Source organism: Streptomyces sp. NBC_00209 (genome assembly GCF_045206345.1).
Lineage (GTDB): Bacteria > Actinomycetota > Actinomycetes > Streptomycetales > Streptomycetaceae > Streptomyces.
This window is the reverse complement of the sequence record NZ_CP108121.1, coordinates 2,577,785-2,603,737: the sequence shown is the minus strand read 5'-3', so window position 1 is coordinate 2,603,737 and position 25,953 is coordinate 2,577,785. Positions and strand designations below refer to the sequence as shown.

The window sequence follows — 25,953 nt, the reverse complement described above, 5'->3', positions numbered from 1 at the left end:
CCATTTCCATGACAGATGCCTGGGCCACTTTCGGCGCCGACCTCCATATCGACCCGACCGGCTCGACCGGACTGCGGGCCGGTCTGATGGACGCCCTGCGCGAGGCCGTCCGCACCGGCCGGCTGGCCCCCGGCACCCGCCTGCCGTCCTCCCGCACCCTCGCCGCCGACCTCGGCATCGCCCGCAACACCGTCGCCGACGCCTACGCGGAGCTCGTCGCCGAGGGCTGGCTCACCGCCCGCCAGGGCTCCGGCACCCGGGTGGCCCGCCGCGCCGACCCCAGGCCCCCGGCCGCGCCCGAGGCCCCGCGCGCCAGACCGCCGGGCGGCGCACCCGCGTACAGCCTGAAGTCGGGCACCCCCGACCTGGCCACCTTCCCGCGCGCCGAGTGGCTGAAGGCCGCCCGGCGCGCGCTGTCCGCCGCGCCGAACGACGCCTTCGGCTACGGCGACCCGCGCGGCCGCATCGAGCTGCGCGCCGTCCTCGCCGAGTACCTGGCCCGGGCGCGCGGGGTGTACGCCGACCCGGACAGGATCATCGTCTGCTCCGGCTTCGTGCACGGCCTGATGCTGCTCGGCAAGGTGCTGCGCGGGCGCCGGGTGCGTGACGTGGCCGTCGAGTCGTACGGGCTCGGTATCCACACCCGCCTGCTCACCGAGGCCGGGCTGCACACCCCCTGCCTCCCGCTCGACGAACTCGGCACCCGGACCGGCGAGCTGCACGCCCTGCGCCACGCGGGCGCGGTCCTGCTGACCCCGGCGCACCAGTTCCCCACGGGCGTCCCGCTCCATCCGGACCGGCGGGCGGCGGCCGTCGACTGGGCGCGGGCCACCGGCGGGCTGATCCTGGAGGACGACTACGACGGGGAGTTCCGGTACGACCGCCAGCCGATCGGCGCCCTCCAGGGACTGGACCCGGAACGCGTCGTCTACCTGGGCACCGCCAGCAAGTCCCTGGCACCGGGGCTGCGGCTCGGCTGGATGGTGGTGCCGCGCGCCCTGGCGCCCGCGGTCGCCGAGGCGAAGGGGGCGAGCGACTGGGCGCCGGGCGCGCTGGACCAGCTGACGCTCGCGGAGTTCATGGCCTCGGGGGCGTACGACCGGCACGTCCGGTCCATGCGGCTGCGCTACCGCAACCGCCGCGACCAGCTCGTCGCGGCCCTGGCCGAGCACGCCCCGGGGATCCGGGTCAGCGGGATCGCCGCCGGGCTGCACGCCGTCCTCGAACTTCCGGAGGGCGGCGAGGCCGAGGCGATCCGGGCGGCGGCCTGGCAGGGCCTCGCCGTCGAGGGCCTGGCCTTCTACCGCCACCCGGACGCCGACCTGAAGCGCGCGGCGCTGGTCATCGGCTACGGCACCCCGACGGACAGCGCCTGGACGGGGGCGCTGGAGGCGCTGCTCCGCGTGCTGACGTAGGGGGCGGGCGCGGGCCGCCTCCCGGTCCGCGCCCGCCCCCGGTCTTCACCCCCGCAGGACCTCCCGCAGCTGCTCAAGACCCCAGTCCAGGTCCTCCTTGCCGATCACCAGCGGCGGCGCGATCCGGATCGTGGAGCCGTGGGTGTCCTTCACCAGGACCCGGCGCTCCATCAGCTTCTCGGAGATCTCCCGGCCCGTGCCCAGCTCCGGTTCGATGTCCACGCCCGCCCACAGCCCGCGACCCCGGACGGCCCGGACCGCGCCCCCGCCCGCCAGGAGCCCCAGCTCGCGGTGGAGGTGGTCGCCCAGCTCGGCGGCGCGCTGCTGGTACTCGCCGGTGTTCAGCATGGCGATGACCTCCAGCGCCACCGCGCAGGCCAGCGGGTTGCCGCCGAACGTCGAGCCGTGCTCCCCGGGGCGGTACACGCCGAGCACCGCCGCCGACGACACCACGGCCGACACCGGCACCACGCCGCCGCCGAGCGCCTTGCCCAGGAGGTACATGTCGGGGACGACGCCCTCGTGCTCGCACGCGAAGGTCTTCCCGGTCCGGCCCAGACCGGACTGGATCTCGTCCGCGATGAACAGCACGTCCCGCTCACGGGTCAGCTCCCGGACCCCGGCGAGATAGCCGGGCGGCGGCACCAGCACGCCCGCCTCGCCCTGGATCGGCTCGATCAGCACGGCCACGGTGTTCTCCGTCATGGCCTCGCGCATCGCGGTGAGATCCCCGTACGGCACGATCTCGAAACCGGGGGTGTACGGGCCGAAGTCGGCGCGGGCCTCCGGGTCCGTGGAGAAGCTGATCACCGTGGTCGTCCGGCCGTGGAAGTTGTCGGCGGCCACGATGATCTTCGCCATGCCGTCCGGCACGCCCTTGACCCGGTAGCCCCACTTGCGGGCGGTCTTCACCGCCGTCTCGACGGCCTCCGCCCCGGTGTTCATCGGGAGCACCATCTCCATGCCGCACAGCTCCGCCAGGCGCGTACAGAAGTCGGCGAACCGGTCGTGGTGGAAGGCCCGGGAGGTGAGCGTCACCCGTTCCAGCTGCGCCCGCGCCGCGTCGATCAGCCGGCGGTTGCCGTGGCCGAAATTGAGCGCCGAGTATCCGGCGAGCATGTCGAGGTAGCGGCGGCCCTCGACATCGGTCATCCAGGCCCCGTCCGCCGTGGCGACGACAACGGGCAACGGGTGGTAGTTGTGCGCGCTGTGCGCCTCGGCGGAGGCGATGGCGTTTTCCGTGGTCGACACGGGATCTCCGATCGTCGTGCGGCGTGAGCCGTGGATGGGCCCACTTTGTATCGTCGGTCGGTTCGTCAGCGAGGAAACCTTCGGTTCACGGCGCGCCCGCGAATTCCGCCGCGGCACCCCGTCGGGCGATTCCTCCACCGGGCGCCCGGGAAGGGCCGCACACCTGAGACAATGAGCCCATGGCCTCTGAACGTCCCCGCGTGCTCTCCGGAATCCAGCCCACCTCAGGCTCGTTCCACCTCGGCAACTACCTCGGCGCGGTCCGCCAGTGGGTGGCCCTGCAGGAGTCCCACGACGCCTTCTACATGGTGGTCGACCTGCACGCGATCACCGTCGCGCAGGATCCGGCGCAGCTGCGGGCCAACACCCGGTTCGCCGTCGCCCAGCTGCTCGCCGCCGGGGTCGACCCCGAGCGCTGCACGGTGTTCGTTCAGAGCCATGTGCCCGAGCACGCCCAGCTGGGCTGGGTCATGAACTGCCTGGCCGGGTTCGGCGAGGCGTCCCGCATGACGCAGTTCAAGGACAAGTCCGCCCGGCACGGCGCCGACCGCACCACGGTCGGTCTGTTCACCTACCCGATGCTGATGGTCGCCGACATCCTGCTCTACCAGGCCGACGAGGTCCCGGTGGGCGAGGACCAGCGCCAGCACCTGGAGCTGACCCGTAATCTCGCCGAGCGGTTCAACAGCGCCTACGGCGAGACCTTCACGATCCCGGACCCGTACATCCTCAAGGAGACGGCGAAGATCTACGACCTCCAGGACCCGTCCTCGAAGATGAGCAAGTCGACGGCGAACCCGAAGGGTCTGATCAACCTCCTGGACGAGCCGAAGGCCACCGCCAAGAAGGTGAAGAGCGCCGTCACCGACACCGACACGGTGATCCGTTTCGACCGGGCCGAGAAGCCCGGCGTCAGCAACCTGCTGACCATCTACTCGACGCTCACCGGTGCCTCGGTGCCGGAGCTGGAGCAGAAGTACGAGGGCAAGGGCTACGGCGCGCTGAAGACGGACCTGGCCGAGGTCATGGTCGACTTCGTCACACCGTTCCGCACGCGTACGCAGGAATATCTGGACGATCCGGAGACGCTGGACTCCATCCTGGCCGCGGGCGCCGAGAAGGCGCGGGCCGTGGCCGCGGAGACCCTGGCGCTCACCTACGACCGGATGGGCCTTCTGCCCGCCAAGCACTGAGTCCAAGGACCCTGGCGGCGGAGGGCTCGCAGGCGGCACACTTGCGGCGTGATGCTTGCGGCCGTCAGTGGCTGAAAACAGACCACCGAGGATTGAGGAGAACGACGTGGGGACCGTAACGCTCGGCGTTTCGATCGCGGTCCCGGAGCCCTACGGCAGCCTGCTCCAGGAGCGGCGCGCGAGCTTCGGGGACCCTGCCGCACACGGCATTCCCACCCACGTCACCCTCCTGCCGCCGACCGAGGCCCTGGCGGCCGACCTGCCCGCGATCGAGGCGCACCTCGCCTCGATCGCGACCGGCGGCCGCCCCTTCCCGATGCGGCTGTCCGGTACGGGCACCTTCCGCCCGCTCTCGCCGGTCGTCTTCGTCCAGGTCGTCGAGGGCGCCTCGGCCTGCTCCTGGCTCCAGAAGCGGGTACGGGACGCCTCCGGCCCCCTGGTGCGCGAGCTCCAGTTCCCGTACCACCCGCATGTGACCGTCGCCCACGACATCCCCGAAGCGGCGATGGACCGGGCGTACGGGGAACTCGCCGACTACGAGGCGTCCTGGATCTGCGGCTCCTTCGCGCTGTACGAGCAGGGCCGCCTGGACCGCGTCTGGCGCAAGATCAACGAGTTCCCGTTCGGCGCGGGCGGCGCGGGCCCGGCCGTCCCCGCGCAGAGCGGCAGCACTTTGGACGCCCCTTCCCTGCACCCGTAAAAGGTCACACCGGCAGCCGCCGGAACAGCGGCCGGGGCATGTGCCGCAGCGCGGACATCACCGCGCGCAGCGCCCCCGGCACCCACACCGTCTCCTGGCGCCTCCGCAGCCCGGTCACGATCGCGTCCGCCACCGCCCCCGGCGTCGTCACCAGGGGCGTCCGGGTGAACGGGATCGTCGCCAGCGGACCCCCGGCCTCCCGCACCCCCGCCGCGTCCGGCACCACGAGCCCCGGGCGCACCACCATCACGTGCACCCCCGTGCCGTGCAGCGCGTCGCCGAGGCCCTGCGTGAAGACGTCCAGGCCCGCCTTGCTCGACCCGTAGATGAAGTCCGCCCGCCGGGCCCGCTCACCGGCCACCGAGGACAGCACCACCAGCGAACCGTGCCCCTGCGCCTGGAGCGCGCCCGCGCACACCAGCCCGGCGGAGACCGCGCCGGTGTAGTTCGTCTGCGCCACCCGGACCGCCGCGAGCGGTTCCTCCTCGTCGCGCCCCTGGTCGCCCGGGATGCCGAAGGCGAGGAGCACCATGTCGATGTCGCCCTCGGCGAAGACCTTGCCGAGGACCGTCTCGTGGGACTCGGTGTCCAGCGCGTCGAACGCCACGGTCTGGACGTACGCCCCCCGGTGGCGCAGGTCCTCCGCCGCGGCCTCCAGGGCGGGCGAGGGGCGGCCGGCCAGCCAGACCGTGCGGGTGCGGTGGGCGATCAGCCGGCGTGCGGTGGCGAGCCCGATCTCCGACGTGCCGCCGAGGACGAGCAGGGACTGCGGGGCACCGAAGGCATCCTTCACGGGAACGCTCCTTGCAGGGGAAGAGGGGATCTACAGCGACAGCCGGCGGGACAGGTCCGAGCGGAACGCCCCGTTCGGGTCCAGTTCGGCCCGCAGCGCCCGGAAGTCGGGCAGCCGCGGGTACATCGCGGCGAGCGCGCCGGGGCGCAGCCGGGCGTCCTCGGTCAGGGAGACCCGCCCGCCCGCCGCCGCGACCTCCTCGTCCAGTGAGTCGAGGAAGCGGGCGAGCCCCGGCAGACCGGCCGGCAGGTCGAGGGAGAGGTGCCAGCCGGGCGCCGGGAAGGACAGCCAGCCCGGACCGCCCTCGCCGCACCGCCTGAGCACCGCCCGGAAGGAGGGGCAGCGGCTGCGGGCGATGCGGCCGGTGATCCGGCGCAGCGTCTCCTCCTGCCCGTGCCCGACCAGGAACGCGTAGTGGATGCGGCCGCCGGTGGGCGAGACCCGGTTGCTGTGCGGCCGGGCGTCCAGGGCGCGGAAGAAGGCGCCGACCGGCTGGAGTTCGCCGGCGCGGGACCGGGGCGCGGAGCGGTAGCCGAGCTCGTTGAGCGCGGTGGCGGACAGCCGGCCGAAGAGGCGGGGCAGCAGCGGCAGCGGCGGCGCGGCGGGGCGGCGCGCCGGGCCGAGGGCGAGCGCGGTGTGCCGGGCGTGTCCCGGGAGCGCCTGCACCGGGACGTGGTCCGCGCGCACCAGGACGCCGCGCCCGGTGGCCCGGCCCCGGGCGGTGAGGTCGATCCGGGCGTACTCGTAGGGGCGGTGGCCGCGCGCCATCCGGCCCAGCAGGTCGTCCAGGCCGGCCGCCCGCTCGGTGTCCACCGCCATCAGCGCCGTGCTGACGGGCCGGAACCGGAGTGTGGCCGAGAGGATGACCCCGGTCAGGCCGAGGCCGCCGGCGGTCGCGTCGAAGAGCGGGGTGCCCGGGCGCACCGTACGCACCTCGCCGTCGGCGGTGAGCAGCGTGAACTCCGTGACATGGCGGGAGAAGGAGCCGGCCGCGCGGTGGTTGTCGCCGTGCGCGTCCGAGCCGATCGCGCCGCCCACCGTGACGTAGCGCCCGCCGGGCACCACCGGCGGGAACCAGCCGAGCGGAAGCATCACCTCGCGCAGCCGGTGCAGCGTCGTGCCCGCGTCGCAGACCACCAGGCCGGCCGCCGCGTCGATCGTCCGGACGCGGTCCAGCGCCGTCATGTCGAGGACCGAACCCCCGGCGTTCTGCGCCGCGTCGCCGTGCGTCCGGCCCAGGCCCCGAGCGATCGAGCCGCGCGGCCCGCAGCCCAGCACGGTCGCCGCGACCTCCTCGTGACTACGGGGGCGGAAACGCAGCGCGGTCGTCGGGGCGGTGCGGCCCCAGCCGGTCAGGGACACGGTGTCGACAGACATGAGGGTGACCGTATCGCCCGGGATAACACCTTTGAGGGATTTGTTACAACACTCACCGAAATGGGTGATTGAGGGTCCGTCATCTCCTCCACCTCGCACCGGGCTTCGGTTTTCGCGCGCCGGAGGGGTAGCAGTGACCTATGGACTGGCTGAAAAATCTCCCCGTCATCGGGCCGCTCGCCTCCCGGCTGATGGAGACGCACGCGTGGCGCAGTTACGAGACGCTGGTGCGGGTCCACTGGGCCCGGTTGGCCGCGGCCATCACGTTCATCAGCTTCCTCGCGCTCTTCCCGCTGATCGCCGTCGGCGCGGCGATCGGTGCCGCGCTGCTCAGCGACAAGCAGCTGGACAAGATCGAGGACAAGATCGCCGAGCAGGTGCCCGGCATCTCCGACCAGCTCGGCATCGACAGTCTGGTCGCCCACGCGGGGACGGTCGGTCTGGTGGCCGGTGCGCTGCTGCTCTTCACCGGTGTCGGCTGGATCGGCTCGATGCGGGACTGCCTGCGCGCGGTCTGGGAGAGGGACGACCTGGACGAGGGCAATCCGGTCCTGCGCAAACTCAAGGACGCCGGGGTGCTGTTCGGCCTGGGCGGCGCGGCGCTGGTGACGCTCGCCATCTCCTCGGTCGGTTCGGTGGCCGTCGGCTGGGTCGCCGACCTGCTCAACATCCCCGAGAACGGGGCGGGCGGGGTGCTGCTGCGGATCGCCGCCCTGCTGGTGGCCGTCGCCGCCGACTTCCTGCTGCTGCTCTATCTGCTGACGCTGCTGCCCGGCGTCGAACCGCCGCGCCGCCGGCTGATGGTGGCCGCGCTGCTCGGTGCGGTCGGGTTCGAACTGCTCAAGCTGCTGCTCGGCAGCTATATGCGGGGCGTCGCGTCCAAGAGCATGTACGGCGCCTTCGGGGTGCCGATCGCCCTGCTGCTGTGGATCAACTTCACGGCGAAGCTGCTGCTGTTCTGCGCCGCCTGGACGGCGACTCCGAGCAAGGAGGAGGACGAGGAGAAGGAGCGGGCGGCGGACGCGGAGGGGGGCTCCACGCTCGCCGCCCGGCGCGTCACGGGCGAGGACGGCGACGCATCAGGTCCGGCAGCGGCCAGCGCCGGTTGACCAGGAACACCCCGCCGGCCAGCAGGACCAGCACCCCGCCGACGATGCCCAGCGCGATCCCGACCCCGCTGGAGCCGTCGGTGGCGGCGGCCGCGCGGGCCGCCTTGTCCGGCGCGTGTTCGCCCTGGGCCTTGTCCGCCTCGGCGCCCTTGCCCGCACCCTCGGTGTCCGAGCCCTCGCCGGTGACCGCGGACTTCGGCGCGACCAGCTCACCGACCGGGGTCACCTTGCCGGTCGCGGCGAACCCCCAGTCCAGGAGCCGGGCCGCCTCCTTGTACACCGCGTGCGTCTCGTCGTCGTCCGGGTGCATGACGGTGACGAGGAGGACCTTGCCGCCCTGCTCGGCGACACCGGTGAAGGTGTTGCCGGCGTGCGTGGTGTAGCCGTTCTTGACGCCCGCGATGCCCTTGTACGCGGTGACGCCGTCGGCCCCGGTGAGCAGCCGGTTGGTGTTCTGGATGCCGAAGGTCTCGCGCTTCCCGCCCTTCTTCTTCTCCCCGGGGAACTGGGCGTCGGCGGTCGAGCAGTACTCCCGGAAGTCCTCGTTCTGGAGCCCGTCGCGGGCGAAGAGCGAGAGGTCGTACGCGCTGGAGACCTGCTCGGGCGCGTCGTACCCGTCGGGCGACACCACGTGCGTGTCGATGGCCTGGAGCTCCTCCGCGCGGTCCTGCATGGCCTGGACGGTCTTCGGTACCCCGCCGTACATCGAGGACAGCACGTGCACCGCGTCGTTCCCCGACCGCAGGAAGACCCCGAGCCACAGGTCGTGCACCGTGTAGCTGAGGTCCTCCTTGATGCCGACCAGGCTGCTGCCCTCGCCCATGCCGGCGAGGTCCTCGTCCTTCACCGTGTACTCCCGCGTCTTCGGCAGGAGCGCCGGATCAGCGAGGAGCGTGTCCGCGAAGAGCATCTTCAGCGTGGACGCCGGGGGCAGCCGCCAGTGCGGGTTGTGCGCGGCGAGCACCTCGCCGGTCTCCGCGTCCGAGACCATCCACGACCGGCCCGTCAGCTTCTTGGGCAGCACCGGGGCGCCGGGCCCGAGGTTGACCTGGGTGCCGGACCGCCCCAGCTGCGCGCCGCCGATCTGCGACATGGTCGCCGGAGGCTTGGGAGCGTCGTCGTCCCCGTCGGCCGCCGAGGCGGGAGTGACGACAAAAGCGGACAGCAGGGCGGCAGAGGTGACCGCCAAAGCGGTCTTCTTGAGAGCTGGCACGGTCGAAAACGTACATGCAGTTGATGTGAATATATGTACTGGCGGTGTGACCCGCCGGGCGGACCGCCGGGACGGACCACCCCGCCCGAGCCGCCCGGAGCGCGGCGGCGATACTGAATCCATGAAGCTCAGCCGCCCGGTCTCCTGGTTCCTGCTCGCCTTCGGGGTGTGGTCGTGGGTCATCTGGGTCACCTTCGCCAAGAATTTGTGGAAGGACGGCAGCGGCCTCGCCTTCGACGACGCCGGTGACCCGACCGCGTACTTCTGGGTGCATCTGCTGCTCGCCATCACGTCCTTTCTTCTGGGGACGGCCGTGGGCTGGATCGGGTTCCGGGGCGTCAGGGCCCTGCGCACCGAGAAGGCTTGAAACCACTGGTCCCGGCGGGAAATGAATCGGGCGTTACCGGGATGAACGGGGCGGGGGAGCGGTATGCGGGTCGTGGGAGCCGTGCTGGCGGTGCTCGTGGTGCTCGCCCTGCTCGTGGCCGTGCACCGCTATGTGTGGCGCCGGCTCGTCGGTGACACGACCGGCCAGGGCAGTCCATGGCGCAGGGCCGGCACGATCGCCGCGTACGCGCTGCCGCTGCTCAGCGTCGGCGCCCTGGTCGCCGGGCCCGCGGGCGCGCCCTTCGCCGTCCAGCGGGTGCTGGCCTGGCCCGGCTACCTCTGGCTCGCCGCGCTGCTCTATCTGACGCTCGCCCTGCTCGTCGGCGAGGCCGTACGGCCCCTGCTGCGCCGGTGGCTCGCGCGCCGGGCGGCGGGCGGGGAGACGCCCGTACGGGAAGCGGCGCCGGTACGCGAACCCGCGCCCCTCCCCGTGCCGGCGCCGGATGCAGGGCCCGCACCGGAACCCGCCGCGCCGTCCCTCCCCGCCCCGTCGCGGCGGTTGTTCGTGGCGCGGGCGGTCGGGGGCGCCGCCGCCGTCGCCGGGCTCGGGACCGTGGGCTACGGGACGTACGGCGTGCTGCGGGGGCCCCGGGTGAAGCGGGTCACCGTGCCGCTCGCCCGGCTGCCGAGGTCCGCCCACGGTTTCCGCATCGCCGTCGTCAGCGATATTCACCTGGGTCCGATCCTGGGCCGCTCCCATACGCAACGGATCGTGGACGCGGTCAACCGGACCCAGCCCGATCTCGTCGCGGTCGTCGGTGATCTGGTCGACGGATCGGTCGCCGATCTCGGCCCGGCCGCCGAACCGCTGGCCCGGCTCCGCGCCCGGCACGGCGCCTTCTTTGTCACCGGCAATCACGAGTACTACTCCGGCGCGGCCCAATGGGTTGATCATGTAAGGGAATTGGGGCTGCACCCGCTGGAGAACGCCCGAGTGGAGACCGGCGGTTTCGATCTGGCCGGGGTCAATGACATCGGCGGCGAGAGCGAAGGGCAGGGCCCGGATTTCGCCCGCGCCCTCGGCGACCGCGACCCCGCCCGCGCGGTCGTGCTCATGGCGCACCAGCCCGTGGTCATCGACGAGGCCGTCGAGCACGGCGTGGACCTGCAGCTGTCCGGGCACACCCACGGCGGCCAGCTGTGGCCGGGCAACTACATCGCGGAGCTGTCCAACCCGACCGTCGCCGGGCTCGAACGCTATGGCGACACCCAGCTCTACGTCACCCGGGGCGCCGGAGCCTGGGGGCCGCCCGTGCGGGTCGGCGCGCCGTCCGACATCACCGTTGTCGAGCTCGCCTCGCGGCAGGCGTAATCACCCTCGTACGCAAGCGAAATGGCGGAACGGGTGACCGTTCGGGAACCCTCTGTATTCGGCGTAAGCGTCAAAGGTTTCGACTGACAAACAATTGGCTATGAGCCTCTGATCTCCCCTTCCAGATGTGAAAATCGTGTGATTTGCTGAGCGCGAACGTGCGGTGATCTGCGTATCTGAGCGCGACACCGAGGTGGGGCAGTTAAGGGAGAGCACGTCAATGCGGTCGATCCGGCTACGGATTCTCGCGATTTTCGCGGTATTGGTCATCGCAGGCGTGGTCGCCTGGCAACTGCTTCCCTCGGACGAGGGGAACTCCGATCCGGTCGTCGTCGGCACGACCGACGCGGTGACCTCACTCGACCCGGCGGGCGCCTACGACGCCGGTTCCTGGGCGATGTACAGCAACGTCTACCAGTCCCTGATGACGTTCAAGTCCGGGGGCATCGTCCCCGAGCCGGACGCGGCCGAGGGCTGCCAGTTCATCGGCGCCAAGCTGCAGACGTACCAGTGCAAGCTCCGTGACGACCTGACGTTCTCCAACGGCGACAAGATCACCGCCGAGGACGTCAAGTACTCGTTCGACCGGATGCTGGAGATGAAGACGGACGTCGGTCCCTCGGTCCTCTTCCCCAGCCTGAAGAACGTGGTCACCGAGGGCCGGCTCATCACCTTCAACCTCTCCTCGCGTGACGCGACCTTCCCGCAGAAGATCGCCACGGGCGCCGGCGCCATCGTGGAGAAGGACGCCTACGCGGAGCACAAGCTGCGCAACGACGGCCAGGTGACGGGCTCGGGGCCGTACGTCCTGAAGTCCTACGAGGACGGCGTGAAGGCCGAACTCGTGCCGAACCCGCGGTACAAGGGCGCGATCACCAAGTCCGGCGGCCCGATCACCGTGCGGTACTACAAGGAGTCCGACGACCTCCTCTCGGCCTGGAAGTCCGGCCAGGTCGACGTCACGCACCGTCAGCTGCCGCCGGCCACGCTCGCCGAGCTGAACCCGGGCGACCCCGAGCAGCGTGTCACCGAGGCGGACAGCGCCGAGATCCGCAATCTCGTCTTCAACGTCCGCAAGGGCGCCCCGCTCGCCGACCGCAAGGTCCGCCAGGCCATCGCCTCGGTCATCGACCGCGGCCCGCTGGTGAGCAAGATCTACAAGGGCACCGTCGAACCGCTCTACTCGCTGATCCCGCAGGGCACCATCGGGCACAGCACCCCGTTCTTCGACGCCTACCCCTCGCCGGACGCCAAGCGCGCGAAGGGGCTCATGCAGGAGGCCGGCGTCCAGACGCCGCTGGCGGTCACCTTCGCCTACCGCGAGGGCGACCAGTACACCGACGAGACCAAGGAGATCCAGCGTCAGCTGAATGCCACCGGGCTCTTCAAGGTCACCATCAAGGCCGTCGAGTGGACCCGGTTCCAGAAGGGCTACGCGGCCGGTGAGTACGACATGTACACCGTTGGCTGGCTCCCGGACTACCCGGACCCCGACACCTTCAGCCAGCCGCTCGTCGGCCGCGACAGCAGCCTTCACAACGGCTACACCAGCAAGAAGATGGACGAGCTGATCAGCGCCACGCTGCAGTTCAGCGACCGCAGCCGGGCCTCCGGAGACTTCAAGGAGCTCCAGAAGCTGGTCGGCGAGGACGTTCCGCTGGTGCCGCTGTGGCAGAAGAAGGACTACGTCATCGCCAAGTCGGACGTCTCCGGCTCGCAGTACCTCTCCGACGGCACGGGCGTGTGGCGCCTGTGGGAGCTCGGCTGGATCTGATCCGGCCCGGGCGCGCGGGCGGCTAGGGGCTGTCCGGTCCGGCCGCCCGCGCCGTCGTTTCCGGCAGGAACTCCTCCAGCACCTCGTGCACCTGCCGCACCAGCGGCCGCAGCACCCGGAACCGCGACAGGGCCAGGGCGCGGGCGGCGATCGGGACCGTACGTGTGACCAGGCGGCGGCTGCGGGCGGCGCCGTCCGTCCGGTCGTACACCCAGAAGAGCACCAGGCCCATATGCGCGAGCCACATCAACTGCGGGAGCAGTGGGGTCAGTTCGGGGTCCGTCCGGGTGGTGGAGCCGGTCAGGCAGCGCTCGTGGATGGCGATGACCGCCTCGCGCGCGGTGACCGAATCCGGCGAGAACGGGCTGAGCGGGCTCTCCGGATCGGCCGCGTTCTTGAAGAACTGCGTGGCGAAGGGGCGGTACGGCTCCGCCACGTCCAGCCAGGCCAGCAGCACCCCGCGCAGCCGCGCCGCGAGGTCCCGCTCGCCGTCCAGGACCGGCCGCACCGCCTCCGCGTGCTCCGCGGCCAGCCGGTCGTAGAAGCCCTGGACCAGGTGCTCCTTGGACGAGAAGTAGTAGTAGGCGTTCCCCACGGAGACGCCCGCCTCCTGGGCGATGGCCCGCATGGTCGTCCGGTCGTAGCCTCTTTCCTGGAAGAGCCGGAGCGCGGTTTCGAGGATCAGCGCACGGGTCTGCTCGCTCCGGGGAGCCTTGACGGCCTTCGTGTCCTTCTCTTCCTTCACCACGGGCCCGAGCGTATCCGGGCCGCGCCCGCTACCCCGCCGCGGGCGTCGTCCCGGCCGGCGCCCCGGTCTTCCGCACCGCGTCGGCGGTGGCCGTCGCCCCGAAGCGCCGTACGCCCGGCACCAGGGCGGTGGCCGCGCAGGCGGCGCCGGCCAGCAGCCCGGCCACGGCGAGCGGGGCCTCGGTGTTCCAGGCGGAGGCGGCGAGCGGGGCGAGGGTGTAGCCGAGCGGCATCGCGGCCAGCGAGAGCAGCCAGTCGTACGAGGTCACCCTGGCCAGGGCCTGCGGCGGCACCGCGGACTGGACGGCGGTCTCCCAGACCGGGTTGAGGAAGCCGAGACCGGCCATGGCGATCCCGTACGCGGTGAGCGAGACGGCCGGCGGGGCGTGCGCGGCCAGCAGGCAGAGCGGCAGCACGTACAGCGCACCGGCGAGGTTGGCGGCCAGGACCGCCCGGCGGGGCCGGACGCGGCCGGCCACCAGCGAGCCGATGAGCAGGCCCACCGCACCGGTCTGGAGGAGGAGGACCCAGCTCCCCCTGCCGCCCGGGCCGTGCAGGAAGAGGGCCGGGCCGAGTGTGGTCAGCACGGCCGCCGCCCCGTTCCAGACGGCGTGCGCGACCAGGCTCGTCCAGTACCAGTCGCGGCTGCGGACCTCGGTCCAGCCGCCCTTGAGGTCGCCGAGCAGGGAGCGCCGGGGGATGGGGACATGGCGGACCCGGATCACGTACAGCAGGGCGGCGCTCACCGCGAAGCTGGCGCCGTCCAGCACGAAGGCCCAGCCCGGTCCGGCGGTGAGGATCAGGGCCCCGGCGACGGCGGGCCCGCCGATCCGCGCGGTCCCGGAGGCCACCGCCATCAGCGAGTTGGCGCGCAGCAGCCCCGACTCGTCCACGGTGCCCCGGACCAGTGGGGACGAGGTCGGCATCGCGAAGGCCCCGGCGGCGCCGCCGACCGCCTCGGCGAGGGCGATCTGCCAGAGGGCCGGGGTGCCGGAGAGCAGTTCGGCGCCGACGAAGAGCTGGGTCGCGCACCGCACGAGGTCGGTGGTCAGGGCCACCGTGCGGGCGTTGAAGCGGTCGCCGACGACACCGCCCAGCGGGAGCAGCAGCAGCTTGGGCACCATCGCGCACCCCAGCACCAGCGCGAGGTCGCCGGTCGAGCCGGTGGCCATATAGACGGCGAGGGTGAGCGCGGCGGGGATCGCGGAGTCGCCCAGCATCGAGAGCGAGCGTCCGATGAAGAGCAGCCGGAACGCGCGTGTCCTCAAGGGATGCGCCGTGGGCGGCGCGGGGGTGGCCATGGGCGGCAATCTATTTCGGTACCGAAGTATCCGTCAACGAGAATTACGGTTCCGAAGGATCTGGTCCGCCGGAGGCGCCCGCGTAGGCTGAGCGCCATGGAGCGACGCGACTGGACCGACGGGCACGTGGAGCGGTGGAGACCCGTGCTTCCCGAGCTCGACGCGGATGTCGAGGGCGCGGTCACCCGGATGAAGAAGCTCTCCGTTCATCTGCGCCGGGTGCGCGAGCAGTCCCTCATCGACTTCGACCTGGACCGGCAGGAGTTCGACACCCTGCACAAGCTGGCCGGACGCGGCGGCACGGCGGCCCCGTCCGAACTGGCCGCCGACCTCGACCTCGCCCCCGCGTCCGTCACCGGCCGGCTGGACGCGGTCGAGCGCCGCGGCCTCGTCCGCCGCACCCCGTCCACCACGGACCGGCGCCGGGTCGACGTGGTGCTGACGGACGTGGGCCGGTCGACCTGGCTCGGCGCGATGGCCTTCCTCGGACACGAGGAGGAACGGCTGCTGGGCGTCCTGGACGCGGACGAGCGGGCGCTGCTCAACGACATGCTGCGGCGCATCATGGTCGTCGCGGAGGACCGCGGCGGGGCGGCCTGGGACTGAGCCGGCCGCCGCCGTCCGCCCGGCGGTCCGCCCTCAGACGCTCATCGAGCGGGCGGTGTTGACCTGGGACATCACCATCGGGAAGGTCTCCGGCTGATAGGCCGGGACCATCGTGGAGTGGTGGCGGCCCCCGCTGGTCACCGTCACCTGGACGAAGCCGGTCGTCTGCTTCTGCTTCATCAGCAGGAAGAGCAGGCCGATCAGGCAGAACACGGCGAAGATGATCGCCAGCACGATCGCGACCGGCGGGATCCTCTCCTCGGTGCGCGACATGTCCGTCGCCGTCCACACCGCGCCCCTGAGGGGCATCGTCCCGGACGGCGTCACGATCGAATCGCTCATCACCGTGATGTCCCCGATGGACAGCACCGGCGCCCCGCCGCCCGCCGGGGCCGCGCCGGGATACCCGTACCCCGGGGCCTGCGGCGACGGATACCCGTAGCCCGGCGGCTGCGACGGCGGGCCGGAGAGCGGCTGCGGGTAGCCGTAGACCGGATTGCCGGCCGACGGGTAGCCGTAGCCCTGGCCGTTCGGGACGCCGGGAGGGGTCCCGGGCGGCCGGCCGGGCCCCCACTTGGATGAGTCCTCCGCGTACGGATTCGGATCGCTCAACGTTCCCCGCTCTCGCTCTCCCCGCGCACCCCCGTGGCGGCGGTGGGTGAACCGACCACCGGTTCCGCACGACCGTACCGTCCGGGCCGCCGGGGCGCAGCAAGAGGCCCGGACCCCCGAGGGGGACCGGGCCTCTTCACATGCTCGGGCGGATCAGAAGCGACGCGTGATCAGCGCGCGCTTGACCTCCTGGATCGCCTTGGTGACCTCGATGCCACGCGGGCAGGCGTCCGTGCAGTTGAAGGTGGTGCGGCAACGCCACACGCCGTCACGGTCGTTGAGGATCTCCAGGCGCTGCTCGCCGCCCTCGTCGCGCGAGTCGAAGATGAAGCGGTGCGCGTTGACGATCGCCGCCGGGCCGAAGTACTGGCCGTCGTTCCAGAACACCGGGCACGAGGACGTGCACGCGGCGCACAGGATGCACTTGGTGGTGTCGTCGAAGCGCTCGCGGTCCTCGGGGGACTGCAGGCGCTCGCGGGTCGGCTCGTTCCCCTTGGTGATGAGGAAGGGCATGACGTCGCGGTACGCCTGGAAGAACGGGTCCATGTCGACCACGAGGTCCTTGAGGACCGTGAGGCCCTTGATGGCCTCGATCGTGATCGGCTTCTCCGGGCTCAGGTCCTTGATCAGCGTCTTGCAGGCGAGCCTGTTCTTGCCGTTGATCCGCATGGCGTCCGAACCGCAGATGCCGTGCGCGCAGGACCGCCGGAACGTGAGCGTTCCGTCCTGGTCCCACTTGATCTTGTGAAGGGCGTCGAGGACACGCTCCTTCGGGTCGATCTCGATCTGGAAGTCCTGCCACTGGGCCTCGTCGGAGACCTCCGGGTTGAACCGCCGGATGCGGAACGTGGCCGTGATGTACGGCGAGTCGGCGAAGCCGGCCTCGGGCTCGGGAGCCTTGTCGGCCTTGTCCAGGGTGGGTGTAGCCATCAGTACTTACGCTCCATCGGCTGGTAGCGGGTCGTGACGACCGGCTTGTAGTCCAGCCGGATCGACTCGGTGCCGTCCTCGGCGACCTCGCGGTACGCCATGGTGTGGCGCATGAAGTTGACGTCGTCGCGGGTGGGGTAGTCCTCGCGGTAGTGACCGCCGCGGGACTCCTTGCGCGCCAGCGCCGACGTCGCCATGACCTCGGCCAGGTCGAGCAGGTTGCCCAGCTCGATGGCCTCCAGCAGGTCGGTGTTGAACCGCTTGCCCTTGTCCTGGACGGACACGTCCAGGTAGCGCTTGCGCAGCTCCGCGATCTTGTCGACCGCGGTCTTGATCGTCTGCTCGGTGCGGAACACCATCACGTTGGCGTCCATGCACTCCTGGAGCTCCTGGCGGATCGCCGCGACCCGCTCGGTGCCCGTGGAGTCGCGCAGCCGCTCGACCTGGTCGATGACCTGCCGCGCCGGGTCCTCGGGAAGCTCGATGAGGTCGCTCTTCGCGGAGTACTCGGCGGCGGCGATGCCCGCGCGGCGTCCGAAGACGTTGATGTCGAGCAGCGAGTTGGTGCCGAGGCGGTTGGCGCCGTGCACCGACACGCAGGCGACCTCGCCGGCGGCGTACAGGCCCGGGACGACGGTGGTGTTGTCGGCCAGCACCTCGCCCTCGACGTTGGTCGGGATGCCGCCCATGGCGTAGTGCGCGGTCGGCTGGATCGGGATCGGGTCCGTGTAGGGCTCGATGCCGAGGTACGTACGCGCGAACTCGGTGATGTCCGGGAGCTTGGCGTCCAGCTGCTCCGGCGGGAGGTGCGTCAGGTCGAGGTAGACGTGGTCGCCCTCGGGACCGCAGCCGCGGCCCTCGCGGATCTCCGTGTAGATGGAGCGGGACACGACGTCACGGGACGCGAGGTCCTTCATGACGGGCGCGTACTTCTCCATGAAGCGCTCGCCGTCCTTGTTGCGGAGGATGCCGCCCTCACCGCGGGCGCCCTCCGTCAGCAGGATGCCCATCCGCCAGATGCCGGTCGGGTGGAACTGGAAGAACTCCATGTCCTCCAGCGGCAGACCCCGGCGGTAGCAGGCGGCCTGGCCGTCACCGGTCAGGGTGTGCGCGTTCGACGTCACCTTGAAGAACTTGCCGGTGCCGCCGGAGGCGTAGATGACCGCCTTCGCGCGGAAGACGTGGATCTCGCCGGTGGCCAGCTCGTAGGCGACGACGCCGGCGGACTTCTTGACGCCGTCCTCCTCGACCACCAGCTGGTCCAGGACGTAGAACTCGTTGAAGAACTCCACGCCCTCCTTGACACAGTTCTGATAGAGCGTCTGGAGGATCATGTGGCCGGTGCGGTCGCCCGAGTAGCAGGCGCGGCGGACGGGGGCCTCACCGTGGTTGCGGGAGTGACCGCCGAAGCGACGCTGGTCGATCTTGCCCTCGGGCGTGCGGCCGAACGGCAGGCCCATCTTCTCCAGGTCGAGAACGGCGTCGATGGCCTCCTTCGCCAGGATCTCGGCGGCGTCCTGGTCGACCAGGTAGTCACCGCCCTTGATCGTGTCGAAGGTGTGCCACTCCCAGTTGTCCTCCTCCACGTTGGCCAGCGCGGCGGCCATGCCGCCCTGCGCGGCGCCCGTGTGGGAGCGGGTGGGGTAGAGCTTGGTCAGCACGGCGGTGCGGCTGCGCTTGGTCGACTCGATGGCCGCGCGCATGCCGGCGCCGCCGGCGCCGACGATGACGGTGTCGTACGTGTGGATCTGCATGGTTTACCTCTGGTCCTTCGGGCCCGGCGCCTAGCGGATGTTCGGGTCGAAGGTGAAGATCACCAGCGTGCCCAGCAGGACGGTGAACACCGTGGCGGTGTACAGCAGCATCTTCAGCCAGAAGCGGGTGTTGTCCCGTTCGGCGTAGTCGTTGATGACCGTACGCAGACCGTTGGCGCCGTGCAGCATGGCGAGCCACAGCATCGCCAGGTCCCAGACCTGCCAGAACGGCGAGGCCCAGCGGCCCGCCACGAAGGCGAAGCCGATCTTGGACACGCCGCCGTCCAGCACCAGCTGGATCAGCAGGTGGCCGATGACCAGGACGACCAGCACGATGCCCGACAGGCGCATGAAGAGCCAGGCGTACATCTCGAAGTTGGTGCGCGAGCCCTTGGGGGTCTTGCCGGTCCGCTTGCGCGGCGGCTCGATGACGGGGGCCGGGTTGTCGACGTCGTACAACGAGACGCCTTCGACGGCGCCGATCGCGGAAGTCTCGGTGGACATGGGCCTCAGCTCCCGAAGAGTTCGCGTACGGCGTGGCCGAGCACGGGGTACAGGGCACCCAGCATCAGCACGATCCAGATGCCCAGCACGACCCAGAGCATCTGCTTCTGAACGCGCGGGCCCTTGGCCCAGAAGTCCACGGCGACGATGCGCAGACCGTTCAGCGCGTGGAAGAGAATCGCGGCCACCAGGCCGTATTCCAGCAGCGCGACGATCGGCGTCTTGTACGTGGACACGACGTCGTCGTACGCCTCGGGGGAGACACGGACGAGGGCGGTGTCCAGGACATGCACGAACAGGAAGAAGAAAATGAGGACACCGGTGACTCGATGAGCCACCCAGGACCACATGCCTTCCCGGCCGCGGTACAGCGTTCCAGCCGGCACGGAAGAACCCTCCGGGAGCGGGGATTGGGGTCGGCCGGCTTGACTGTCGGTCTGACCCGGCCGGGTACGGTCCACCGGCCCCGGCCATCGTAGCGACGGATTGTCGGTTCGATCGCGCGGGGCCCTCCGGTGTGATCAAAGTGGCAACGAAACAGGCACGGACGGGCTATGGACAGCCCTCCGCGACCCTGCTCGGCCCCTCCATGCTGGGGAATCCGGCCCGCCCGGCCCGCCCGCAACCCGTTATCGACTCGATACCAACGCGGCCAGGCGCCCCCGGGCGAGTCGCCGCATCTCGTCCGCCGCGACCGCCCGCTCCCGGTCCTCCTCGTGCCCCAGCCGGGCCCGGATGCCGGCCAGCACCTGGTCCGGGTGCTCGGCGGGCGGGTAGGCGTCCAGGCAGATCACGAAGACATGGCCGAACCTGCGTTCGTACTCGGCGTGCGCGGCGGCCAGCGCGAGATGGGCGGAGCGCGGAGCGTCCGGCCGCAGCCCCGGTGACTCCTCGGCCGCCAGCGCCTCGGCATGATCGGCGGGGGCCAGGTCGTAGGCCGCCTCGTCGGCCGCGGCGAGCAGCGCGTCCGTGTCCGGGTAGGGGCGGTGGCCGGCGAGCCGGCGCGCCCAGGCCGCGCTGCCGAAGCACTCCAGCAGGGCCGCCTCGGCCTCGGGGGCTGGCGCGCCGTTGAACCGGGGCAGGCCCCAGGCGTGCGGGGCGGACCGGGCGGGGGCGCCGCGGCGGCTCTGCACGGGCACGGCGGTGCGCCGGGCGGGCCGGGGCGGCGGCTCGGGAAGGCCGGCGTGGGACTCGCTGGACCTGGACAGCGTGAGCTCCCGAATGGAGAGATGAAGGGGGACTCGGAGGTGAAGGGAGCTCAACGCTAGCGAGGCGGGGATAAGGGTGGGCGAAGGATGCGCGAATTTCACCCGGACGGGAGAGTTTCGCGATGCCTGACGAGCGGATGTGTGAGGAGATTGCCCGGTTACCTCCCTTCATCTGCCCCGTTTTCTCGCAGTTCTGCTCCCTTTCCCCCGGCCCGCCCCCGACTTTCCCCCTGACCTTCCCCCCACGTTTCCCCGAACCGGAGGTTTCTGACTGATGGCATCCTCACGCGGCGCCCTCCTGGCCGTGACGGCGGCGGCCGCGGCGAGCGTCGTGCTCGTCGGCTGCGGCGGCTCCGGAACCGAGCACGGCAACGGCCCCGAGACGTCCCGTGCGGCGTCGTCCCCTTCCCCCACCCCGTCGCCGACCCGGAGCTACCCGCTCTCCACGACGCCCCGCACCATCCCCGCCGTACGCGAGCACACCCCCGCCCACGGGCCCGGCTGGAAGCCCGGCAAGGACAGCGGGGTCGTCCTCGCGAAGGGCAGCGGCAAGCTCGCCGACGAGGGGAAGCTGCTGGCCGGCGAGCTGAAGATCGACTACCGGGGCGAGGTGGCCGCCCGCGCCGGTGACGTCGAGCTGGCCCTCACCCCGAAGGCGTCCGGCGGGCCGGAGTCGTACACCCTGCGCACCGCCGACGGGCGGGTGAAGATCAGCGGGCCCGGCGAGGCGGGCGTCTTCTACGGCACCCGCACCCTCAAGCAGTCCGTGCGAGCCGACGGCTCGATGCCCGAGGGCGAGGTGCGCGACCGGCCCGACAAGCCGCAGCGCGGCCTCAACCTCGACATCGCCCGCAAGCACTACACCGCGTCCTGGATCGAGGACCGGATGCACGAGATGGCCGACCTCAAGCTCAACCAGCTCGGCCTGCACTTCTCCGACGACCAGGCGTTCCGCATCGAGTCGGACACGCACCCCGAGGTGGTCTCGCCGGACCACCTGACCAAGAAGCAGGTGCGGCACATCGTCGCCCTGGCCGGCCGGCTGCACATCCAGGTCGTCCCGGAGATCGACTCGCCGGGCCACCTCGGCGCGGTGCTGCGCGCCCATCCCGACCTCCAGCTGCACAACGTCTCCGGCGTCGCCTCGACCGGCTCGCTGGACATCTCCGAGCCGGGCGCGGCCAAGCTGGTCGACGAGCTCCTCGGCGAGTACGCGGAGCTGTTCGGCGGCGCGTACTGGCACCTGGGCGGCGACGAGTACCGGGCGCTGATGGCGAGCAACCCGGCCGCCTCCTACCCGCAGCTCCAGCGCGCGGCCGTCGCGAAGTACGGCTCCGGGGCCGGCATCTCCGACCTCGCCACCGGCTGGCTCAACGACCGGGCGAAGGTGGTCCGCAAGCGCGACATGCGGCCGAAGGCGTGGAACGACGGCCAGTTCCGCGACAGCAAGGTGCGCGCCGACAAGGACATCGAGGTCGAGTACTGGACGGGCAAGGAGTACGGGGCCCGGTCGCCGGAGGAGTATCTGAGCGAGGGCCGCAAGGTCCTCAACCTCAACGACGAGTTCATGTACTACGTGCTCGGCCAGCCCAACGCCTTCGTCTACCCGACCGGCAAGCGGATCTACGAGCAGTGGACCCCGCTCGTGCTGCGCGGCACCACCCCGGTCCCGGCGCGCTACTCGGACCAGATCCTCGGCGGCCGGTTCGCCGTCTGGGGCGACTTCCCGAACGCCCAGACCGCCGAGCAGGTCGCCGCGGGCATCCGGATGCCGCTGCGGGCGACGGCCCAGAAGCTGTGGGTCCCGGGCAAGCCGAAGCTCAGCTACGCGAAGTTCCAGTCGCTGGCGAAGGAGATCGACGCGGGCTGAGCCGCTGGAAACGCCTCTGACCATGGATAATGCGGCCGCCGGGCGTTGCGGTCCGGTGGCCGCGTCGTCCGGGGAGGCGTGCTGCTCGGCGCTGGTCGCGGACCAGCTCCTGAGCCGGGGCGCCGGCCGCCTCTACGCCGACGCGGAGACCGGGGACGAGATCATCCGCGGGCTCGACCTGGTCGCCGCCACCGATGCGCTGGACCTCGTCGCGGCGGTCCTGGCCATCCTGGTCGTCCGCAGGGTGACGGCGATGCAGTCCCGGCGCGCGGAGCTCGGCGCGTTCCCGGCCGGCCCGCGTCCGCTCCGGGCGCACTGAGGCGGGAGGCGGGCGGGGTGGCCGTAATCGGCCAGCGGCAGTGACGCTTTTCGGCCATTCGGCGCTGAATGCGATAACAGGAAGCGCTGCGCCCCCCTGTGTCCCGGCATGGGGCACTCACGGAGGGCTGACAGGAGACGCCGATGAGCCTGCTCGACCTGATCGCCGCCGCCGACGAACGCGGGCTCGCCGCCGCGGCGGTCGCCTGCCTCGAACGCTGTCTGCCCCAGCCCGCCCCGGGCACCGGCCCCGACCCGCTGCGCCCGCTCTGGGCCGCCTGCGCCGAGCCCCGCCTCTGGCCCGCCCGGCTCGCCGAGGCCCGCACCGCCCTGGACACCCTCGCGCACCCCGGCGAACCGGCCGCCCACGTCCGGGACCTGCTCGCCGCCGCCCCGGGCGACCGGGCGGGCGAAGCGCTGCGCGCCTGGGCGGACGCCTGCTCGGTGCTGGCCCTGGAGGTCCACCTCGGCCACGACATGACCGTCCCCGCGACCCCGGACCCGGTGGCCCGCTGCCGGGCGGGCGACCCCTCGGGCGCGGGCCCGCTGCTGGCCGGCGAGGCGGCCCGCCAGACCGCGATCCTGGAGATGCTGGCCGCCATGGACGAGGACGCCCCCGCCACGGCCGGCCTGCGCCAGATCCGCGACGTCTCCACGGAGGGCGGCCGGATACTCCGCGCGGCGGCGGCCCGGCGGGGACGGGTGCGGTCCTGAGCCCCGGGTGCCTACCGCCAGGCGTACGTCAGGTCGGTGAGCGGGGGCAGCAGCACGCCGGACCCGGCGGACCCGGCCGGCTCAAGCAGCAGCGGTCCGGCCGCCGGGTAGAGGTGCAGCCCGGCGGCCTCCGCGAGGGGCACCCAGACGACCCGCGCCCCGTCCTCGGCGTCCAGCTCGGTGGCCGGGAACGCCGCGCGCACCTCGCGGGGCACGGCCAGCAGATGGATGAGGTGGAGCCGGCGGAACGTGCCGGGCCGGCCGGGCCGCGTCGTGACCTGGTCCTGCACCCGGAGCAGCCGGGGCGGTTCGGGCAGCGCCGCGACATCGAGGCCCAGCTCCTCGCGCAACTCCCGGGCCAGCCCGGCGGGCACCTGTTCGTCCGCGTGGAGCAGCCCGCCGGGCAGCGAGTACTGCGCCCCGTCGGGCCTCTCCCGCCGGATGAGGCAGACCTCGCCGCCTTCGACGAGGACCGCGCATACGCGGACGGGGACGGCGGGAACGCCTTCGGTGGTCGTCACGGAGTCATCCTCGTACGTGAACCGCCGCCGCGTGGCGGGAAGAACGAGGACGACCGGGGCCGCCACCCCCCACAGGAGAGGCCCCGGTCGTCTTCCGCGGGGCCGCAGGACGACCCCGTACTCATCTCTGCGCCGTGGGTGCGTTTTCTGTCACACCGGGGTGGGGCGATGGAATGTTGCAGGTTGTACAAGTCATGGACGGGGTGCACGCCAAGGACGTAGCGTGCTGAGTCGCGCAGGGTGGCGCGGCAGTGGTGACCAGCTGCGATTCGGACAGCAGGGCAGGGTTGAGGTAGTGCTGGGGGACGACGCGGGGCTTACTGCCGCGGTGCTCGCGGCACAGCGCGGGGACGAGGACGCCTTCCGTGCTGTGTACCGCGCTGTGCAGCCGCGGCTGCTGGGCTACATAAGGACACTGGTGGGGGAGCCGGACGCCGAGGACGTGGCGTCCGAGTCGTGGCTTCAGATAGCCCGTGACCTCGACCGTTTCAGCGGGGACGCCGACCGCTTCCGCGGCTGGGCCGCGCGCATAGCCCGCAACCGGGCGCTGGACCATCTCCGGATGCGCGGCAGGCGCCCCGCCATCGGCGGCGACGAGACGGAGCTCTCCGACAAGCCGGCCGGCTCCGACACGGCCGACGAGGCGATCGAGTCCCTGGCGACCGGGCACACCATGTCGCTCATCGCCCAGCTGCCGCAGGACCAGGCCGAGGCGGTGGTGCTCCGGGTGGTGGTCGGCCTCGACGCGAAGAGCGCGGCGCAGACCCTCGGCAAGCGGCCCGGCGCGGTCCGCACCGCCGCCCACCGCGGGCTGAAGCGGCTCGCCGAACTGCTCGGGGCGGACGCGGCCGGGATCGCGGCCCAGCGTCCGGGCGGCGGGGACGGACAGCCCGGCCCCGCCCCCGTCCCCGGTCAGGCGGACGGCACCCTCCGGCGCCGGGCGGAGCAGGAGGGACCCGAGGCGCCCTCGGCGGCCTTCCGGAAGAATGCGGGGGACGCGCCGGGACGGACCGGGGAGCTCGGCGCCGTACCCGTACAACGCCCCCCACGCACCGGCCTGGTGGCTCCCGCCGGTGTGACGCATTCGCGTCTGTGGACGCAGAAGGACATGTGATGGCCGACGAGCAGTACGCATGGCTTGACAAGGAAGCGGCGGAGAAAATGCTCCGCGGCGAACCGGTCGACCCTGCCGAAGGCCGTCCCCGCCAGGACGCCGAACGCCTGGCCGCCGCCCTCGACTCCGTCGCCCGCACCGCCCGTCCCGCCACCGGTGAACTCCCCGGCGAGGCCGCCGCGCTCGCCGCCTTCCGTGCCGCACCCCGCGGCCCCCGTACCGCCGGGGTCACGGCCGCGCACGACGACGAAGCCGAGACGGCGGTGCTCGCCCCGGTCCACATAGGCCGGGCGGCCGGTCCGCGGCGCGGTGAGCGCCCGTTCCGCTGGAGCCGGCCCCTGCGCTTCGGACTCGTCGCCTCACTGGCCTGCTGTGCCCTGGGAGGGGTGGCCGTGGCCGCCGGGACCGGGATGCTGCCCGGCCCCTTCGGCCGGCACACCCCCTCACCGGCGACCTCGGTCTCGGCCGCCGAGTCCCCCGAGAAGCTGGGCACCGACGTCGTCCCCGACGAGGAGACCTCCGCGCCCCCGTCGCCCGGCACCCCCACCCCGGACGCCCCGCCCCCCGGCGACCGCCCCGACGCCGACGAGGACACCGCGCGCCCCGGTGGCGGCGCGTCCCACGACGACCGGAGCGGCAAGGACGACGGGACCGGCACCGACCGGACGGGCGGCAGCCGCACCGGCGGCGCCACGGACCCCGGCGACGGCGCCTCCGACGACGACGGCGACAGCGACGAGGACACCGGCAAGGGGAACGGCCACTCCGGCGACGAACCCTCCGGCTCCTGGTACGCCAAGACCCTCCAGGCGTGCCGCGACTACCGCGACGGCACGCTCGACGCCGACCGCCGCACCCGCCTCGAAACCCTGGCCAAGGGCGCCCGCAACCTCGACCGGTTCTGCGACCGGCTGCTCGACGCCGAGGACGGCAAGCACGGCGGCGGCACGGGCGACACCGAGCAGGGCGGCGACGCCTCCGCGCCGCTCCCCGCCATCCGGTTCACCGAGTCGCCCGGCCCCTCGACAGCGGCCGTCGCGCCGGACCCGGAGGCGACGGATCCCGCCTCGGGGGACCCCCGGCCGGCCGGCTCCGCGGCGGCCCGCTGAGCGTTCGTACCGGTCGGTGTGACGTTTTCCGGCCTGCCGACGCTGTACGGAATGAGCCGACTGGTCATCGGCAGCGCCCGGAGCCGGGGTTCCCCCCGTACCTGCGGCTCGGCGCACATGG

The 25,953-nt window shown here is 72.1% G+C and carries 26 protein-coding genes; 13 read left to right on the top strand and 13 right to left on the bottom strand.

Annotation, left to right across the window (positions count from 1 at the left end):
* Positions 1-8: 8 nt before the first annotated feature.
* Positions 9-1,415, top strand: coding sequence for a PLP-dependent aminotransferase family protein (locus OG867_RS11390; RefSeq protein ID WP_406284763.1), 1,407 nt, complete (start codon positions 9-11; stop codon positions 1,413-1,415).
* Positions 1,416-1,460: 45 nt separating this feature from the next.
* Here OG867_RS11390 and rocD read toward each other — a convergent pair whose 3' ends face one another.
* Positions 1,461-2,666, bottom strand: a complete 1,206-nt coding sequence (rocD, locus tag OG867_RS11385; protein ID WP_406284760.1) for an ornithine--oxo-acid transaminase — start codon at positions 2,664-2,666, stop codon at positions 1,461-1,463.
* 179 nt (positions 2,667-2,845) lie between these two features.
* On the opposite strand from rocD, the gene trpS reads away from it, so the two are divergent.
* Both trpS and OG867_RS11375 read left to right on the top strand, forming a co-directional pair.
* Positions 2,846-3,859 (top strand): tryptophan--tRNA ligase, encoded by a 1,014-nt coding sequence (gene trpS, locus OG867_RS11380; RefSeq protein ID WP_328901881.1) that lies wholly within the window; start codon positions 2,846-2,848, stop codon positions 3,857-3,859.
* Between the two features lie 106 nt (positions 3,860-3,965).
* A complete protein-coding gene (locus tag OG867_RS11375; protein WP_328901882.1) occupies positions 3,966-4,559 on the top strand; it encodes a 2'-5' RNA ligase family protein in 594 nt (197 codons plus the stop codon).
* Between the two features lie 4 nt (positions 4,560-4,563).
* Here OG867_RS11375 and OG867_RS11370 read toward each other — a convergent pair whose 3' ends face one another.
* Positions 4,564-5,352, bottom strand: a complete 789-nt coding sequence (locus OG867_RS11370) for a decaprenylphospho-beta-D-erythro-pentofuranosid-2-ulose 2-reductase (RefSeq protein ID WP_406284757.1) — start codon at positions 5,350-5,352, stop codon at positions 4,564-4,566.
* A 30-nt stretch (positions 5,353-5,382) separates the two neighbouring features.
* A complete protein-coding gene (locus OG867_RS11365; protein WP_406284755.1) occupies positions 5,383-6,729 on the bottom strand; it encodes an FAD-binding oxidoreductase in 1,347 nt (448 codons plus the stop codon).
* 140 nt (positions 6,730-6,869) lie between these two features.
* On the opposite strand from OG867_RS11365, the gene OG867_RS11360 reads away from it, so the two are divergent.
* Entirely contained in the window at positions 6,870-7,838 is a 969-nt protein-coding gene (locus tag OG867_RS11360) for a YihY/virulence factor BrkB family protein (RefSeq protein WP_406284753.1), read from the top strand.
* Here the strand turns inward: OG867_RS11360 and OG867_RS11355 are convergent.
* Complete coding sequence (locus tag OG867_RS11355; protein WP_328901886.1) at positions 7,786-9,051, bottom strand: D-alanyl-D-alanine carboxypeptidase; 1,266 nt, start codon at positions 9,049-9,051, stop codon at positions 7,786-7,788. The two genes, OG867_RS11360 and OG867_RS11355, sit on opposite strands and share 53 nt — an antisense overlap.
* Positions 9,052-9,172: 121 nt before the next feature.
* On the opposite strand from OG867_RS11355, the gene OG867_RS11350 reads away from it, so the two are divergent.
* The 3 genes from OG867_RS11350 (at position 9,173) to OG867_RS11340 (ending at position 12,524) form a co-directional block, all read left to right on the top strand.
* Positions 9,173-9,418, top strand: a complete 246-nt coding sequence (locus tag OG867_RS11350; protein WP_202542706.1) for an SCO4848 family membrane protein — start codon at positions 9,173-9,175, stop codon at positions 9,416-9,418.
* Between the two features lie 63 nt (positions 9,419-9,481).
* Entirely contained in the window at positions 9,482-10,750 is a 1,269-nt protein-coding gene (locus OG867_RS11345) for a metallophosphoesterase (protein ID WP_406284751.1), read from the top strand.
* A 220-nt stretch (positions 10,751-10,970) separates the two neighbouring features.
* Entirely contained in the window at positions 10,971-12,524 is a 1,554-nt protein-coding gene (locus tag OG867_RS11340) for an ABC transporter substrate-binding protein (protein ID WP_328901888.1), read from the top strand.
* A gap of 22 nt (positions 12,525-12,546) precedes the next feature.
* Here OG867_RS11340 and OG867_RS11335 read toward each other — a convergent pair whose 3' ends face one another.
* Both OG867_RS11335 and OG867_RS11330 read right to left on the bottom strand, forming a co-directional pair.
* A complete protein-coding gene (locus OG867_RS11335; RefSeq protein ID WP_406284748.1) occupies positions 12,547-13,272 on the bottom strand; it encodes a TetR/AcrR family transcriptional regulator in 726 nt (241 codons plus the stop codon).
* Between the two features lie 28 nt (positions 13,273-13,300).
* Positions 13,301-14,572 (bottom strand): MFS transporter, encoded by a 1,272-nt coding sequence (locus tag OG867_RS11330; protein ID WP_406284746.1) that lies wholly within the window; start codon positions 14,570-14,572, stop codon positions 13,301-13,303.
* Positions 14,573-14,668: 96 nt separating this feature from the next.
* Here OG867_RS11330 and OG867_RS11325 point away from each other — a divergent pair, with 96 nt between their 5' ends.
* Positions 14,669-15,178, top strand: a complete 510-nt coding sequence (locus tag OG867_RS11325; protein ID WP_328901891.1) for a MarR family transcriptional regulator — start codon at positions 14,669-14,671, stop codon at positions 15,176-15,178.
* A 33-nt stretch (positions 15,179-15,211) separates the two neighbouring features.
* Here OG867_RS11325 and OG867_RS11320 read toward each other — a convergent pair whose 3' ends face one another.
* The 6 genes from OG867_RS11320 to OG867_RS11295 form a co-directional block, all read right to left on the bottom strand.
* Positions 15,212-15,790, bottom strand: coding sequence for a hypothetical protein (locus OG867_RS11320; RefSeq protein WP_406284743.1), 579 nt, complete (start codon positions 15,788-15,790; stop codon positions 15,212-15,214).
* Positions 15,791-15,943: 153 nt separating this feature from the next.
* The gene (locus OG867_RS11315) at positions 15,944-16,720 is read right to left on the bottom strand and encodes a succinate dehydrogenase iron-sulfur subunit (RefSeq protein ID WP_018101096.1); all 777 of its coding nucleotides are present in this window, start codon (positions 16,718-16,720) and stop codon (positions 15,944-15,946) included.
* Positions 16,720-18,474: a succinate dehydrogenase flavoprotein subunit gene (gene sdhA / locus OG867_RS11310; RefSeq protein ID WP_406284739.1), complete on the bottom strand. Its 1,755-nt coding sequence runs from the start codon at positions 18,472-18,474 to the stop codon at positions 16,720-16,722. The genes OG867_RS11315 and sdhA overlap by 1 nt, the downstream gene beginning before the upstream one ends.
* A gap of 30 nt (positions 18,475-18,504) precedes the next feature.
* Positions 18,505-18,978: a succinate dehydrogenase hydrophobic membrane anchor subunit gene (locus tag OG867_RS11305; RefSeq protein ID WP_073964328.1), complete on the bottom strand. Its 474-nt coding sequence runs from the start codon at positions 18,976-18,978 to the stop codon at positions 18,505-18,507.
* A gap of 5 nt (positions 18,979-18,983) precedes the next feature.
* A complete protein-coding gene (gene sdhC / locus OG867_RS11300) occupies positions 18,984-19,364 on the bottom strand; it encodes a succinate dehydrogenase, cytochrome b556 subunit (RefSeq protein ID WP_026171265.1) in 381 nt (126 codons plus the stop codon).
* A gap of 243 nt (positions 19,365-19,607) precedes the next feature.
* Positions 19,608-20,117 carry a 2-oxo-4-hydroxy-4-carboxy-5-ureidoimidazoline decarboxylase gene (locus tag OG867_RS11295; protein WP_406284736.1) on the bottom strand — a complete coding sequence of 170 codons (510 nt, stop codon included), beginning with the start codon at positions 20,115-20,117 and terminating at the stop codon, positions 19,608-19,610.
* Between the two features lie 343 nt (positions 20,118-20,460).
* Between OG867_RS11295 and OG867_RS11290 the strand changes: the two genes are divergently transcribed.
* The 3 genes from OG867_RS11290 to OG867_RS11280 all read left to right on the top strand — a co-directional run bounded on the left by OG867_RS11290 (position 20,461) and on the right by OG867_RS11280 (position 23,088).
* A complete protein-coding gene (locus tag OG867_RS11290; RefSeq protein ID WP_406284734.1) occupies positions 20,461-22,056 on the top strand; it encodes a beta-N-acetylhexosaminidase in 1,596 nt (531 codons plus the stop codon).
* A 22-nt stretch (positions 22,057-22,078) separates the two neighbouring features.
* Positions 22,079-22,375 carry a hypothetical protein gene (locus OG867_RS11285; protein ID WP_406284732.1) on the top strand — a complete coding sequence of 99 codons (297 nt, stop codon included), beginning with the start codon at positions 22,079-22,081 and terminating at the stop codon, positions 22,373-22,375.
* A gap of 143 nt (positions 22,376-22,518) precedes the next feature.
* Positions 22,519-23,088, top strand: coding sequence for a hypothetical protein (locus OG867_RS11280; protein ID WP_406284730.1), 570 nt, complete (start codon positions 22,519-22,521; stop codon positions 23,086-23,088).
* Between the two features lie 11 nt (positions 23,089-23,099).
* Here OG867_RS11280 and OG867_RS11275 read toward each other — a convergent pair whose 3' ends face one another.
* Positions 23,100-23,609 carry an NUDIX domain-containing protein gene (locus tag OG867_RS11275; protein ID WP_406284727.1) on the bottom strand — a complete coding sequence of 170 codons (510 nt, stop codon included), beginning with the start codon at positions 23,607-23,609 and terminating at the stop codon, positions 23,100-23,102.
* Positions 23,610-23,904: 295 nt separating this feature from the next.
* On the opposite strand from OG867_RS11275, the gene OG867_RS11270 reads away from it, so the two are divergent.
* Entirely contained in the window at positions 23,905-24,723 is an 819-nt protein-coding gene (locus OG867_RS11270) for an RNA polymerase sigma factor (RefSeq protein ID WP_328904434.1), read from the top strand.
* Entirely contained in the window at positions 24,723-25,832 is a 1,110-nt protein-coding gene (locus OG867_RS11265; protein WP_406284724.1) for a hypothetical protein, read from the top strand. Before OG867_RS11270 ends, OG867_RS11265 begins: the two co-directional genes overlap by 1 nt.
* The last annotated feature ends 121 nt before the right edge of the window (positions 25,833-25,953 follow it).